The organism is Ruegeria sp. CDSA236, assembly GCF_059611285.1.
On the sequence record NZ_JBXWPG010000011.1, the window covers coordinates 65,836 to 78,858 of the forward strand.

The window sequence follows — 13,023 nt, forward strand, 5'->3', positions numbered from 1 at the left end:
CTCACATCTCATCATTCCTGTCTTCGTAGAGGGGTAAGTAATTCGGGGGCACAGGGCCTTTGTTCCGACCGCCCTGGTTCATCTGTTCCCAGGCGTGGGCAAGTATTCCAACCGAACGGGACAAGCAAAACAGCCCCCGCGACAGGGGCGCGGGAAAGCCAAGTTCGCAAAAGATCACGGCTGTCGCGCCATCGATGTTCATCGCAATCGGCCGACCGCCCCGTTGACGACCAAGTTCGGCCTGAACCCCTTCTCCGATGTCTGCAAAGCGACCTGAAACGGTGCCTTCATTTGCTGCATTGCGAACGAGCTGCATCAGCCGGGGTGCACGCGGATCGACGGGCTTGTGAAACCGGTGTCCGAAACCTGAAACGATCTTGCCGTAAGTCTCGCGCCAACTGTCCAGACCATTCCGAACAGCATCATTCAGCGATGCCCCGGCATCTATGCGATCGGCGATATCATAATAAAGCTCGGCGCACTGCTCGCCTGCTCCGCCATGTACATCGCCCAGCATATTCACTGCAGTCGCCATCGCATTATTGAGACCTACTCCACAAGTAGCAGCCATGCGCGCAGCCGCAATCGAGGGAGCCTGCGGGCCGTGATCCACACCGGCGACCAGAGCGGCCTCAAACAGGCGCGCCTGAGCATCGCCCGGCAGATCGCCTCGCACCATCATCCAGATCATCTGCGGAAAGGATACATTCCCGATCAGGTCCTCTATGGCGTTGCCACGAAATGCGATGTACCCGGGCTTCATATCGATGATGGAGGTGCGCCACCATTGGCGAACGGCGCGCTCATCACTTGTCATGTTTTCATCCAGTGCGCTCATGGCGTTTGCACCTCTTTCGCCGCCTGAGTTTTCCTTTGCGCGGCGAGGCGAATAGGGGCGTTGCGCGCGCCAAAACCTGCATATCCAGCGCGGCGTTCAACGATTTCAAAGAAAAAGCCGTTGAAAACGGGACGGCTATAGATCTGAAAATACTCTGCTCCCCCCGCGCGATCATAGAGGATATTGCTCCCATGCAGTTGGGTGATCAGGTCGTCACTCACCCCAAAAGTCGCCTGCAGATCAGCATAATAGTTTTCTGGAATAGTCAGGCTGGGGAAACCAGACTTAAGCAGTTGAGCAGAGGTTTCAAAAATATCGTCGGACTGGAAGGCGATATGTTGAACGCCTGCCCCAAAGCCTACTTCAAGGAACGATGCCGCCAGCGTTCGGCGACCGACGGCCCCGTTCAAGTTCAGACGCACTTCGCCTTCGGGGCTTTCGATGGCCTGGCTTTGCACGACGCCCGACGGGTCAGCCACGTTCACGATTGGCGACTTTGCCATGTCGAAGGTCGAGATGTAATACAGCAGCCAGCTTTGCATTTCATCGTGGCGCATTGTCTGTGCCAGATGGTCGATACGGCGCAATCCGGCGGGTTGCATGGCTTTGGTTTTGGCAACCGGCTCGAATTCGATATCCCATACCCGATGCAGATCGGATTTCTCATCGATGAAATGAACGACGTTGCCACCAACACCACGGATTGCAGGGATATCCAGCTCTCCTGTTCCCACCGGTTGTAAGAAATTCGGGGCGCCCAGCGCGGTTGCACGTTGAACCGTCTGATCCGCATCTTTGACACGCAATCCCATGTCACAGACCGATGGGCCATGGCCCAGAAACGCCGAATGGGCAAACCCTTCTTTTTCGGTATTCACAACGATGTTGATCGCGCCTTGCCGCCACAATTCGACAGACTTGGTGACGTGCTTTCGCTCCATTCGAAAACACATTGCTGACAGCAAGTCTGCCAGTTGTGCCCCGCTTGTTTCATCGGCTGCAAACTCTACGAATTCGAAGCCGGACGCATAAACGCGTTCTGGCAGGTTTGGGGTTCCAAAGTCTGCTTTCGGCTCGGTCCGTGATACCTCGTCCAAAAGGTTGACCAGGGACCTATAGCTGTCCCGGGCCAGTGTTCGGGCACCGGGCTGTGCCGCCACTTCGTTCACACGGGCGATAGACCAGGGTCCTATGTAGCCTGCCCTGGCCAGCACGCGCACGAAGCCTGCTAGGTTAAGTGATCCAAGCCCAGGTAGAAGCCCGAAGTGCCGTTTGAGTCTGCGAATATCCATCTCAAGCCGGGGCGCATCGGACAGTTGCACATGGAACAGTCGCTCTCCGGGAATGTCCCTAAGGCGGGCGGGTTTGGAACCGTCAGCGAGCGAGAAGAAAGAGTTTAAAGCCAGTCCAAAGTAAGGGCTGTCAATCGCCTCGACGACGCGCAACGCCTGTTCGTCCGAGCGAATGAGATCGGACCACGGCAAACCCATATAGGCCAAGCGAAGCCCCATCCCTTTTGCAATCTCGGTCGCTTCGCTGAGGTCTGAGATCACCTGATCCTCGGTGGCAGCAGGGTCCACTTCGAATGCAGAGCCAATTAGCAGCAGATCCGTTCCCAACTCGCTCATCAGATCGAGTTTGCGCTTCAGCCGATCAAAGGCACGTTCCCGCTCGCTGTCGGCCTGGCCTTCAAGGTTATGGAAGGGTTGCAGCAGACAAATCTTTAGTCCGAGATCTGATGCAATGTCCCGAATTCGCGATGGTGGCCCGTCAAAAGCGGTCAAATCCGGTTCATGCAACTCGACACCGCTAAAGCCCGCATCAGCGATTGCACTTAGTTTTTCGGCCAGATCACCGGGGATCGACGTTGTCGAAACCGAGAGACACATTACCCCTGATACCCAAACATACGCGGCAACCACAGAACCAGATCGGGCATCAACATCATGATCACCAAGGCGAAAATCAACACCGCCAAGAAGGCCCAAATCTCGGAAATGATTTCACGCAGTGGAATATCCGAAACAGCATTAATTACGAACAGCAGAATCCCGTAGGGCGGCGTGATCAGACCGATCATCGAATTCACGACGACCAGCACACCGAAATGCACCAGATCAATACCAAGCGCTTCGCAAGTCGGGATGAACAAGGGCACAATCACCAGAATGATCGTTGTCGCGTCCAAAACGCACCCCAGGGCAAGGATCAGCAGGTTGACGAGGATCAAGAAGACGATCGGACTGACATCCGAACCTTCCAGCAGCGCCGAGATAGACTGTGGGATTTGCTCCTGAATCACGATGAAATTCAAAATGAACGCTCCACCAATGACAACTCCAACCGCTGCAGAAGAACGGGCGCTGTCAACGAAGACCTGATAAAGGCCACGGAACGACAAGGCGCGATAGAAGAACCCTGCCAGCAGCAGGGCATAGAGTGCGGCCACGGCCGCGGCCTCGGTCGGTGTCGTGACACCCCCGTAGATGCCATAGAGCAGGATGGCGGGCATTAGCAGCGCAGGAAACGCATTGGCGGTTTTGGCGGGCAATTCGCGCAACGGAACAGGTTCTTCCAAGGCAAAGTTCCGCTTTCCTGCCAGATAATAGTTCATCGCCATGAGGACGACGCCCATTATCAGGCCTGGCAGAATACCGGCCAGAAATAACGAACCGATAGAGGCCTTGGAAACAAGCGCGTACAATACCATCGGGATTGAGGGCGGAATGATAGGGCCGATTGTTGCCGAGGCCGCCGTGATTGCGGCTGCATAGCCTCGGCTATAGCGGCCATCTTTGGTCATCATCTCAATGATGATTTTACCAATTCCCGCCGCATCCGCGACAGCAGAGCCGGACATGCCGGAAAAGATCAGAGATGCCACTACGTTTACGTGTCCGAGGCCACCCTTGAAACGCCCGACCGCCGCAACGCAGAAGTTCAGCAGGCGGTCAGTGATCGACCCCGCATTCATGATATTGGCGGCGACAATAAACAAAGGCACGGCAAGCAGGATCGTGCTTTTGTAGAAGCCTTGTAGGATCTTCTCGCCCGCCAGGGCGACATCCAGTCCGGCCGTGCCTAAATACACCAATGAGGCTAAGAGGATGGAATACCCAATAGGTGTCCCAATGCCCGCCAGAAGAAAAAGAGCGAGCAGGCAGGAAAGAAGTTCGATACTCATTTATTAGCTTCCTCGTCGTCTACGACGTCGACACGGGGATGATCGTCAACCACGTTGTACCCAACGACCAGTTCCAACTCTGTTTTTGGAGGGCCATTGCGCAAAACGTCGAAGAATAACCACGCGTATCGCGCTGCTACGACCAGCATGAATACCGCATATATCGAAAACACAGTGCGCAACGGTATCTTCTCGCCCGAGAACGGATTGCGGACAGTCGCTGTCTTGCGGATTTTCATCCAGTCGATGTAGTCCCAGGTCGGCAGGAAGCTATAGAGCATCCCGATCACGATCGCTGCGGCCGCCAGCATTGCAAAGACCTGGCGTACGCGCGTCGGCACCGAAAGATAGATGATGTCGAACTTCACATGATCCCGTTCGCGCACAATAAAGGCGCAGCTGAAGAAGATCACCCAGACCCAAAGAATGCCGATCAATTCTAGCGTCCAACCGGCGGGTGTAAAAAAATACCGCAAGAGAATTTGCAGAAGGAAGATCAGGAAGATTGCCGCCAGCATCCCGCCGGCAATCGCTTCGGTCAGTCGGGAGAACCCCTTGATAAAGGCCTTCATTGCGGTTCTCCCTCTCTTGTCTTGCTGGACTTAGTTGCCCAGAGCGTTAATCCGATCCAGAACCCCCTCGGGCCAAGAGCCAGCGAATTCGCTGTCCAGATACATGGACTGTACCTGATTGCGGAACGCAGCGAGATCAGGTTCGTAGATCTCCATCCCTTGCTCTTTCAGGAAGCTGACAAGGTCCTCTTCTTTCTGAAGCTGCTTTTGGCGACCAGATTCCGCGGCTGCATCTGCGGCTTCCTGAACTTTAGCCTGCTGTTCCGGTGTCAGCCCGTCCCAGACACCCTTGCCAATGGCGATATAGTTAAGGTCCACCAGATGCGACGTCAGAACGATCTGATTGGTCACTTCATAGAACTTGGCGTCAACCACGGTCGGCAGTGGGTTGTCCTGACCGTCAACCGCTCCTGTCGACAGAGCGGTGTAAACCTCTGAGAAGGCCATTGGCGTCGGGGCTGCACCCAGCGCCTTGCCTAGAAATTGCCATGCGTCAGTGCCCGGCATCCGAAGATTCACGCCGTCCAAGTCCGCTGGTGTCGTCACAGTCAGTTCATCTTTGGGCTGGCGCAGGTTCACCTGACGTCGGCCCAGATACATAACCGACAGGAGTTTAACACCCAGCTCTTCCTCAGCCTTTTGCTTGAACGCATCCATCAAGGGATCGGTAAAGACAGCCACCTGATGCGCGGCGTCCTGGTGGACATAGCCAGCAGTAAAGATCGAAAACTCGGGGAAGAACTGCGCGAGTTCCTGCGCCGAGGTAATCGACATTTCCAGGTTGCCCCGGCTGATGGCGTCAAGTTCGGTGCCCTGTGCAAAGATTGTGCCGTTATAGCTGGGCTCATAATTTGCGAATTCGGCAACCATTGGCGCGAAGATATCTGCCATGGCGACCGAGCGCTGGTCGGTCTCCGATCCTGATGTTGCGAGGCGAAGTTGCACTTTGTCTTCCGCCAGCGCACCACTTGTTGCGCTAAACAGAACACCGGTTGCGACCAGGGCTGATACTGCAGCCCTACGGGTAAGTTTGGTAATCACTTTGCTCCTCCCTGAGACATCATGAAGCTTCTTTTTTGCGATTCAGAGTTTTGACCTATTTTGGACATTTTGCAAGATTTTTTACAAAATATCAGATATTTTATACTACTGATACATTTGCCTTTGGCGTATTTTGCAGGCTTTTTATCCTGACCTTCTCGCCCATTCTGCAGGAATTCTGTATAGCTTCAATGACTTGAAGTGTTCTGAAACCTTCCCATCCGGACACAATCGGATCTGCTTCGTGCCGAGCAACTTCAACAAAGTGCCTGAGTTGATTGACCAGCGGATCAGATGCACCCTTCTTCAACACGGTTGATGAGATTGGCGTCCACCAATCCCGATGATCACCTTGGTAGTTCCATAGTCGAAGATCAGGTACGGACAACGACCCATGAGAACCACCGATCATGTAGCTACTCTCCGCTGTCGACGGATAGATTGGATATTCCTGAGACGTCATCTCCCAGCTCCACGGGGCGACGATGCTGTCGGACACGCTTATGGTCCCAATCGCTCCGCTTTCAAACGTCAACAGCGCCCCGGCGACATCTTCGTTGTCATAACCGCGTTGCGATGAAGCCGACTGCGCCTGTACCGTCACGACCTCTCCGGCCAGATACCGCAGAAGGTCTACATCATGGACAAGATTGACCGAAATGGGTCCTGCACCGGGTTTCTTTCGCCAGGGCGCGGCATCAAAATATTCGTCGGGCTTATAGAACCAGCAATTCGCGTGGACAGCACGAACATCCCCAATCCTCCCATCAACAATAGCTTCTTTGGCTGACTTGATCAGGGGGTTATGCCGACGATGATGTCCGACCATCAGAGGCACATTGGCCCTCTCCGCTTCCTGGACAAGCTCCAGTGCTGCCGCAGCTTCCACGGCGATCGGTTTTTCGACGAGAACAGGACACCCATGTCGCACACATGTAAGGCCTTGTTCGACATGAAGCGTCGTAGGAGTCGCAAGCACAGCGCCGTCCGGCGTCTGAGTTGCAAACATTTCCTCAAGGGTCTCGTAGCATGCCACCCCGTGCTCAACGGCGTAAGCACGGCCTTCGTCACTGGGATCGACGACCGCAACAAGGTCAACATGGCGCAACGCCCGGATAGCGTCTGCGTGGCGGCGTCCAACAAGGCCAATGCCAACAATGGCAATGCGAAAGTTCTTAGACACTTTTGCTTCCTTCCGGATGGTTCGAAAAATCCCGAAACCGACATTTGCGACTGAGCTGCATTGCTCAATTTGAACATGAAGGTATTGGGGTTTTCGCGATTCCGCAATAATGTATGATATTTTTATTTTTACCATACATCAGTTGGGATTGCTGATGTCTCTGAAAAATGCTAATTGGACGAAGAAACTGAGAATATCGGGTGAAACGCATGGCGAAACAGCCGTCTACGATAGGTGCAAGCACCTATCAGCGCATCAAGCGGGATATCATCTTCGGGGCGCTGCAACCCGGTTCCAAACTGAAGCTGGACGCATTGAAGGAACGCTATGCGGCGAGCCTTTCGACACTTCGTGAAACCCTAAACAGGCTTGCCAGCGATGGGTTTGTCGAAGCTCCCGAACAACGGGGATTCCTGGTTGCGCCGGTCTCCCGAGAAGACCTGACCGAAATATCAGAGCTGCGTGTCCTGTTGGAATGCCACGCGTTGGAGTTGTCCATTGCGAACGGCGACACGGATTGGGAAGGCAACCTCGTTGCCGCACATCACAAACTGCACCTGATAGAACGGCAACTTCTCAAGGGCGACGAATCCGAGAAAGAAACCTGGAAACGTTATGATTGGGAGTTCCACCAAGCGATGATCGCGGCCTGCAACTCCAAGAACCTTCTGTCTCTGCACTCGATCATCTACGACAAATACTTACGTTATCAGATGCTCGTGCTGACCAATCGTGGCGAAGAAGCCATCAAGGAGCATAAGGGTATGTTCGATGCAGCATTGGCCAGAGACGCGAACACGGCAAAGAGGTTATTGGAAGACCACATTCGAAATGGCCTCGCGCATACCTTGGAGGCTATGTGACCTCTCCCCCATTTACTGTGACACCGGTACTTTTAAGCTAAGAGCTGAATACTGTGATGCAGTGCTTCCGATGGCGTCTCAGGATCTAGTTAGAAATCTACATCTTCAGCGTGCCCCTGAGCAGCTTTTCATCATCCGATGATGGTAAAGCGCTTCTTCTCGCTCTCTTCGACAATCCTGTGCAGTTCCTCGAACCGATCCTTGTTCCCATTGGTAATGCCAAGTTTGGGCCTTAGCTGTTTTCGCATCTTTTCATTACGCAATAACGGATTGCGCGAAACGGAGCTTGATTGCCGATGCAGCGGTTTGTCAAAGCGAGATAGGTTCCCTCTTACAAAACTGCTGCGTGCTTGGCTGCATCAAAGGCTGTCGGGTCAGCTTGTACGTTGCTTGTAGTACGTGTCTTTATGGACAATCAGCCCGTCTCGGTAGGTCAGGATGTCAACGCTTAGAAACTCTTCTTTTGAACCATCCTTGTGCACGGCTGTACGGCGATATTCGCAATAAGCCTTGTTGCCGGAAATAGCGCAGTCGAGCGTTTCCCAATGCACGTTCGCGACCTTTTCAAACAGGGCTGCAAAAGCACCACGAATGGTTTCGGCTCCTTCCAGACGCACGCCATGTTCTTCGGGGCCAACAGCGTGATCAAATGTAGCGTCGGTTGCGAAGTGTCTCATTACGGCATCGATGTCATTGGCGTTAAACGCGTCACCGACAGAGTCGACTAGGTCTCGGGTCAAAGCGGTCATGATTTCGGTCCTTTTCCTTGAAGCATATCGCAAGTGTGTTTGAAGAAGGGGCTCGTCGGGTCGACCAGCACATTCAGTTCGTCAAAGTGATCCACATCGGGCACGAAATAGAGACCCATCTTGCGGTCTGCTGTTTCGTATTTTTCGACATACATTCGTGCCTGCCTGTGGAACTCATCGGTTTCCGCGCCGCCGACGACGACCAGCTGAGGGGCATTGGTACCCGGTGGGTGCTTGGTCATCGGGCTTTCGGCCTGGGCTTCTGCCGGATCCATTTGGATGCCCGCATTCAAAGCCTCGGTCAGGCGGACCGGCTCAAGATAGCTGAGCGGTGAGACCGGAATGCCAGATTTAATCAGGTCTGTTGGCAAGTCATCGTCAAATGCCGGCCAATCGGTCGCCATCATCATCTGGGTAATATGGCCGCCAGCGGAATGGCCCATAACGCAGAGACGGTCTGGATTGATGCCCAATGCGCCCGCGTTGCGCCAGACAAAGGACATGGCCTCACGCGCTTCTCCTGAAATTCTCGTGATGGTCACAGACGGGCAAAGATCGTATCCGATGACAACAACATTGAACCCCGCCTCAACAAACGGCGGCGCAATGAAGCTGTAGATCGATTTGTCGCCACGCTGCCAATAGCCGCCGTGGAAATAGACCAATGTCGGTGCGGCGGTGTCCGCGCAGCGGAAGACATCCAGCTTTTGTTTTTCACCTTCTCCATAGCGGATATCTAGGCTGCAATCGGATGTTGCACGCGCGTGCGCGCTGTCGCGGCTCCACCCGGGAATGACGGTCACTTCATAGTCCGGCCGCCCAGCCCGCAAATTGTACTGCGCGTCGAATTCGTCAGGGCTGAACCGGGTGTGGAAAGTCAGGTGATCACTCATGATACTGCCTCCGATTGGGGCGCGGAAAAGAACGCGCCGCGACAAAAGACCAGCGGAGGAACGGGTGCATGGGCATAGTTCACGACACGTCCCAAGAGGATTTCATGATCACCCGCATCAACCCGGTTGTGCACGGTGCATTCCAGATGCGCAGATGCACCGGGGACCAAAGGCGTCTTGGCCCCAGGAGTCCATTCCGTATCGGCAAACCGGTTTTCCACATTGCTGGCAAAATGCAACGCCAAAGCTTTCTGATCCGCGGACAGGATGTTGACCGCGAAATGATCAGACCTGGACAGCGTCGGGAACACGCGACCCGATTTTGCGACACAGACAGAGATCACAGGCGGTTCGAGTGAGACCGAGGTGAAGGAGTTGGCGGTCAGGCCCCATGGCATGCCCTCGGGGTCATAAGTGGCCACGATTGTGACCCCTGTCGGAAAAGCGCCAAGCGCACGGCGAAAGTCACGCAGGTCCATCACAGAACTCCTTCGCTGACGCAGGCCTTTTCAAGGGCGGCCCACTCATCCGGGTTTGTGCCAAAATGGCGCATGACGTGACCCCGGTATGCAGGGCGTTCCGCCAATCGTTCATACCACGCTTCGACATTGGGCAACGGTGGGCGGTCGACCTCGACATTGAAATAGCGATACGCCACGCAACCCAGCGGAATATCCGCCATGGTAAAGCTGTCGCCACAGACATAGGCCTTATCCGCAAGGTGCTGATCCAGAATGGTCAGCGCTTCATGCGCCTCATCGCGAAGTTTGGCGATCTGTTCCTGGTCCCGTTGGTCGGATTGGGTGCGCACAGTTGCAAAAAACAGGTAAATCACCGGCCCGAAGGCGCGGCTGGCGGACCACTCCATCCATTGATCCGCGATGGCGCGGGTCTGTAGGTCAGAGGGGCTAAACGTTCCCGCGCCGTACCGGTCGCAGAGATACCGCACAATGGCGAGGCTTTCCCAAAGCGCGAAATCCCCATCGCGGATCGCCGGGATCATTTTGTTGGGATTGATCTGCGCGTACATATCAGTGTCGAGCTTGCCAAAGCTGCCCCCGGCCAGTTGCAGCGTATAGTCCAATCCCAACTCATTGGCTGTCCAAATCACCGGAATAACGTTTGATGAGTAGGGCCGCCCCCAAATTTCAAGCATGCTCCAACATCCTTTTCTGCGCGATGGATTGTGTCCCGAATTTTGGAACGACATGCTCAAACAGTCGATGCCAACTGGACAGGATTTTCTCGTAGGGAACGCCAGTGTATTGCTGCATCAACATGAGGTGGTCGAGGCCGATGGTTTCCTGCCGCTCGGCAAAACGATCCGCTACATATTCGGCGTCACCAACCACAATGATCCCGCGTTTATTGAGGAAATCGAACCAATCCATCTCTTCGTCCTCAGAAGTCATCTCTTCGCCGACATCAAGATAGCCATGTTTTGTCCACTCGCCCTTGGGGCGCGACCCGCCGAGGAATTCGTAATAGGCATTGATCGGGCCACGAATGGTGTTCACCGCCTCCTCCATGCTTTCACCGACATAGAACGCCGTGCAGACGCCAACGCCTTCTCCTGGTTTCACATCGCGCCCTTCACGTTTGGACAGCGCCTCGCGGTAGGGTTCCCAGCAGGCCAGTGTCGCCTTGGGTCCAGCGGCCATCGAGATCACACCCCACCCTTTTTCACCAGCAAGCTTGAATGTGGGAGGCGCATTCGACATGAGCCAGACCGGCGGGTGCGGATCAGAATACGGGCGTGGATGCACGTATATCGCTTTGTACTCGCCATTCTCGTCGTGATAGCGCGGGTCCAGCGGTTCAAAAAAACGGTTGGTTTCTTTCCAGCCTGGAACTGGGAACTCATAGAACTCACCTTGATGGGTGAAGGCGTCGTTGGTCCACGCCTTCAGAATAATATCCAGGCTCTCTTGATAGAGGCGCATCACCTTGGCGTTGTCGCGCCGATCCGCATCCGAGTTGAACTGGATGGTCGAGCGCTCATTGATGCCCTTGGCGACACCAAAATCGAACCGGCCCAGCGACATGTTATCCAGCATCGCCGCGTCTTCGGCCACGCGCAATGGGTGCCAGTCCGGCAAGATGATGGGCGCCGTTCCAACCCGCAGTTTTGTGCAATGAGCAGCCACATGCGTACCCATCTGGATCGGGTTGGGCGGCGCGTTCATATAGCCGTTATGGGCAAAGTGATGTTCTGTGAACCAGGCGGTCGTGAATCCAGCCTGCTCTGCCAGCGAACATTGTTCGAGGATCATCTCCAGTGTCCGGATCCAGGGAATCGTCTCACCAGGACTGAAATTGGCAATCAAATCAAAGCGCATAGCGATCTCCCGGACAGATGTGGTAAGTTGAATTATCACCCAATTTTCAACTAAGTTGAATTTTACTCGAAAAATCAACAAAAATCTCTTATCCCGAATGCATGAATAGCAACGTTACTGATACTGACACTCAACGGCTTGGCAGCGAAATCCGCGAAGTGCGCAAGGCGCGTGGCCTGACGTTACAAGACCTTTCGGAAACGGTATCCTGCTCGACGGCGTATCTGAGCCGGATCGAGCTGGGATCAGCAAAAGCATCGGCGGAGCTTCTGCGAGAGATCAGTGAAGCGCTCTCGGTCGATCCCAACTGGTTCTTTCCCAAGCAATCGGGTGTCGGACCATTGGAACGCAAACATGTCGTACGCAAAGAAAATCGCAGGGCGCTTTCCAACATGTACACGCGAACAACCCAGGAGTTGGGATTCGAAGACGAACTGCTATCCAGCACACTATCCGGACAATGCTATCTGATCCTGTCACGGTTCCGCCCAGGAGCCGGTACACCGCCTGAACCCCAGGAAGGTTATTCTTTCGAGGGCGAGCAACATGCGATCGTCTTGAGTGGCGAAGTGGAGCTGCGCCTTGGTGAAGAAATCATAGTTCTTCGCAAAGGCGACAGCTTTTCCTACCCTTCAATGATCGCGCATCGGTTCCGCAACCGGACTGACAAAGAGGCCACAATGGTCTGGGCGATGTCGCCAATACGAATTACTTGGTGATTGTTGGCCAGCTATCACTATTGCGAGAATTGCTTTTGACACAAAGCAACGGATAATGGCATTCGGAAAAGCCCACAGATCTGACCTAACTGCTTGGGCCAAAACCAGTCATTTGGTCAATAGAGACAACAGTTGGCTTTGTCCTGCGACCTGGAAATTCGACCACTAATCGTCGCTACGGTCTGCATGAATGGTTATCCTTTCCGCTGAACAGCGGCACCAGATCCTCCACTCGCGCTGCATTTGAGACGCTGCGTGCGCTTGCAGCTAACCAACGCGATCTCGCTCTCTTCGATATGGCTATCGACAGTAAATTGTGCGGCTGTGACTTGGTCACGATTGAAGTCTATGATGTCATGGCTTCTGGTCAGTTCCATGAGCAGGCTTCGGATCCGCAAAGCAAGACTCAGAGACCCCTCCACTTCGAGATTCATGAAGGAACCAGAACCTCAGTCGAGAGGTGAATGGAAGACGAACCTAGGGTCGGGTTTGATTACTTTTTAGCAGGGCGTTTCCATGAGCGTTCGGGCATTTCAATGCGCAGATCGTGCGTGATTGGGCCACGTCTATAGGTTTTTCGAACTCGTTGGTGCTGTCGTGTTGCTCTGCAGCGGAATTTGGTCTCTGTTGCAAGAAAGCCGT

At 54.3% G+C, this 13,023-nt stretch carries 13 protein-coding genes; 2 read left to right on the forward strand and 11 right to left on the reverse strand.

All coding sequences use genetic code 11. The features are described from left to right. Position 1: 1 nt before the first annotated feature. From AC2FLB_RS16425 to AC2FLB_RS16450, 6 genes are all read right to left on the reverse strand, one after another. Positions 2 to 838, reverse strand: a complete 837-nt coding sequence (locus AC2FLB_RS16425; RefSeq protein WP_496692305.1) for a citryl-CoA lyase — start codon at positions 836 to 838, stop codon at positions 2 to 4. Beyond that, positions 835 to 2,727 (reverse strand): bifunctional sugar phosphate isomerase/epimerase/4-hydroxyphenylpyruvate dioxygenase family protein, encoded by a 1,893-nt coding sequence (locus AC2FLB_RS16430; protein ID WP_496709665.1) that lies wholly within the window; start codon positions 2,725 to 2,727, stop codon positions 835 to 837. Before AC2FLB_RS16430 ends, AC2FLB_RS16425 begins: the two co-directional genes overlap by 4 nt. Beyond that, entirely contained in the window at positions 2,727 to 4,022 is a 1,296-nt protein-coding gene (locus tag AC2FLB_RS16435) for a TRAP transporter large permease (RefSeq protein WP_496705417.1), read from the reverse strand. The genes AC2FLB_RS16430 and AC2FLB_RS16435 overlap by 1 nt, the downstream gene beginning before the upstream one ends. Further along, positions 4,019 to 4,594: a TRAP transporter small permease gene (locus tag AC2FLB_RS16440; RefSeq protein ID WP_496709666.1), complete on the reverse strand. Its 576-nt coding sequence runs from the start codon at positions 4,592 to 4,594 to the stop codon at positions 4,019 to 4,021. The genes AC2FLB_RS16435 and AC2FLB_RS16440 overlap by 4 nt, the downstream gene beginning before the upstream one ends. A gap of 30 nt (positions 4,595 to 4,624) precedes the next feature. Continuing rightward, positions 4,625 to 5,635, reverse strand: a complete 1,011-nt coding sequence (gene dctP, locus AC2FLB_RS16445; RefSeq protein WP_496701104.1) for a TRAP transporter substrate-binding protein DctP — start codon at positions 5,633 to 5,635, stop codon at positions 4,625 to 4,627. A 100-nt stretch (positions 5,636 to 5,735) separates the two neighbouring features. Beyond that, the gene (locus tag AC2FLB_RS16450) at positions 5,736 to 6,953 is read right to left on the reverse strand and encodes a Gfo/Idh/MocA family protein (protein ID WP_496709667.1); all 1,218 of its coding nucleotides are present in this window, start codon (positions 6,951 to 6,953) and stop codon (positions 5,736 to 5,738) included. Between the two features lie 74 nt (positions 6,954 to 7,027). Here AC2FLB_RS16450 and AC2FLB_RS16455 point away from each other — a divergent pair, with 74 nt between their 5' ends. Continuing rightward, on the forward strand, positions 7,028 to 7,681 hold the full coding sequence (locus AC2FLB_RS16455; protein WP_496692299.1) for a GntR family transcriptional regulator: 654 nt from the start codon (positions 7,028 to 7,030) through the stop codon (positions 7,679 to 7,681). Positions 7,682 to 8,055: 374 nt separating this feature from the next. Here AC2FLB_RS16455 and AC2FLB_RS16460 read toward each other — a convergent pair whose 3' ends face one another. The 5 genes from AC2FLB_RS16460 to AC2FLB_RS16480 are packed head-to-tail and all read right to left on the reverse strand — an operon-like array spanning position 8,056 to position 11,662. Further along, positions 8,056 to 8,430 (reverse strand): nuclear transport factor 2 family protein, encoded by a 375-nt coding sequence (locus AC2FLB_RS16460; RefSeq protein WP_271952617.1) that lies wholly within the window; start codon positions 8,428 to 8,430, stop codon positions 8,056 to 8,058. Then, entirely contained in the window at positions 8,427 to 9,323 is an 897-nt protein-coding gene (locus AC2FLB_RS16465) for an alpha/beta hydrolase (RefSeq protein ID WP_496709668.1), read from the reverse strand. Before AC2FLB_RS16465 ends, AC2FLB_RS16460 begins: the two co-directional genes overlap by 4 nt. After that, on the reverse strand, positions 9,320 to 9,802 hold the full coding sequence (locus AC2FLB_RS16470; RefSeq protein ID WP_281973656.1) for a flavin reductase family protein: 483 nt from the start codon (positions 9,800 to 9,802) through the stop codon (positions 9,320 to 9,322). Before AC2FLB_RS16470 ends, AC2FLB_RS16465 begins: the two co-directional genes overlap by 4 nt. After that, positions 9,802 to 10,479: a glutathione S-transferase family protein gene (locus AC2FLB_RS16475; RefSeq protein WP_496692296.1), complete on the reverse strand. Its 678-nt coding sequence runs from the start codon at positions 10,477 to 10,479 to the stop codon at positions 9,802 to 9,804. The genes AC2FLB_RS16470 and AC2FLB_RS16475 overlap by 1 nt, the downstream gene beginning before the upstream one ends. Further along, entirely contained in the window at positions 10,472 to 11,662 is a 1,191-nt protein-coding gene (locus AC2FLB_RS16480) for an LLM class flavin-dependent oxidoreductase (protein ID WP_496709669.1), read from the reverse strand. The genes AC2FLB_RS16475 and AC2FLB_RS16480 overlap by 8 nt, the downstream gene beginning before the upstream one ends. A gap of 101 nt (positions 11,663 to 11,763) precedes the next feature. Here AC2FLB_RS16480 and AC2FLB_RS16485 point away from each other — a divergent pair, with 101 nt between their 5' ends. Further along, positions 11,764 to 12,381, forward strand: a complete 618-nt coding sequence (locus tag AC2FLB_RS16485) for a helix-turn-helix domain-containing protein (RefSeq protein ID WP_496692294.1) — start codon at positions 11,764 to 11,766, stop codon at positions 12,379 to 12,381. Positions 12,382 to 13,023: the final 642 nt, after the last annotated feature.

Bases quoted from the DNA above. Each gene is read 5' to 3' on its own strand.
- AC2FLB_RS16440 (WP_496709666.1), bottom strand. From the start codon at position 4,594: ATGAAGGCCTTTATCAAGGGGTTCTCCCGACTGACCGAAGCGATTGCC.
- AC2FLB_RS16435 (WP_496705417.1), bottom strand. From the start codon at position 4,022: ATGAGTATCGAACTTCTTTCCTGCCTGCTCGCTCTTTTTCTTCTGGCG.
- AC2FLB_RS16460 (WP_271952617.1), bottom strand. From the start codon at position 8,430: ATGACCGCTTTGACCCGAGACCTAGTCGACTCTGTCGGTGACGCGTTT.
- AC2FLB_RS16450 (WP_496709667.1), bottom strand. From the start codon at position 6,953: ATGGTAAAAATAAAAATATCATACATTATTGCGGAATCGCGAAAACCC.
- AC2FLB_RS16480 (WP_496709669.1), bottom strand. From the start codon at position 11,662: ATGCGCTTTGATTTGATTGCCAATTTCAGTCCTGGTGAGACGATTCCC.
- AC2FLB_RS16465 (WP_496709668.1), bottom strand. From the start codon at position 9,323: ATGAGTGATCACCTGACTTTCCACACCCGGTTCAGCCCTGACGAATTC.
- AC2FLB_RS16430 (WP_496709665.1), bottom strand. From the start codon at position 2,727: ATGTGTCTCTCGGTTTCGACAACGTCGATCCCCGGTGATCTGGCCGAA.
- AC2FLB_RS16425 (WP_496692305.1), bottom strand. From the start codon at position 838: ATGAGCGCACTGGATGAAAACATGACAAGTGATGAGCGCGCCGTTCGC.
- AC2FLB_RS16470 (WP_281973656.1), bottom strand. From the start codon at position 9,802: ATGGACCTGCGTGACTTTCGCCGTGCGCTTGGCGCTTTTCCGACAGGG.
- AC2FLB_RS16475 (WP_496692296.1), bottom strand. From the start codon at position 10,479: ATGCTTGAAATTTGGGGGCGGCCCTACTCATCAAACGTTATTCCGGTG.
- AC2FLB_RS16455 (WP_496692299.1), top strand. From the start codon at position 7,028: ATGGCGAAACAGCCGTCTACGATAGGTGCAAGCACCTATCAGCGCATC.
- AC2FLB_RS16485 (WP_496692294.1), top strand. From the start codon at position 11,764: ATGAATAGCAACGTTACTGATACTGACACTCAACGGCTTGGCAGCGAA.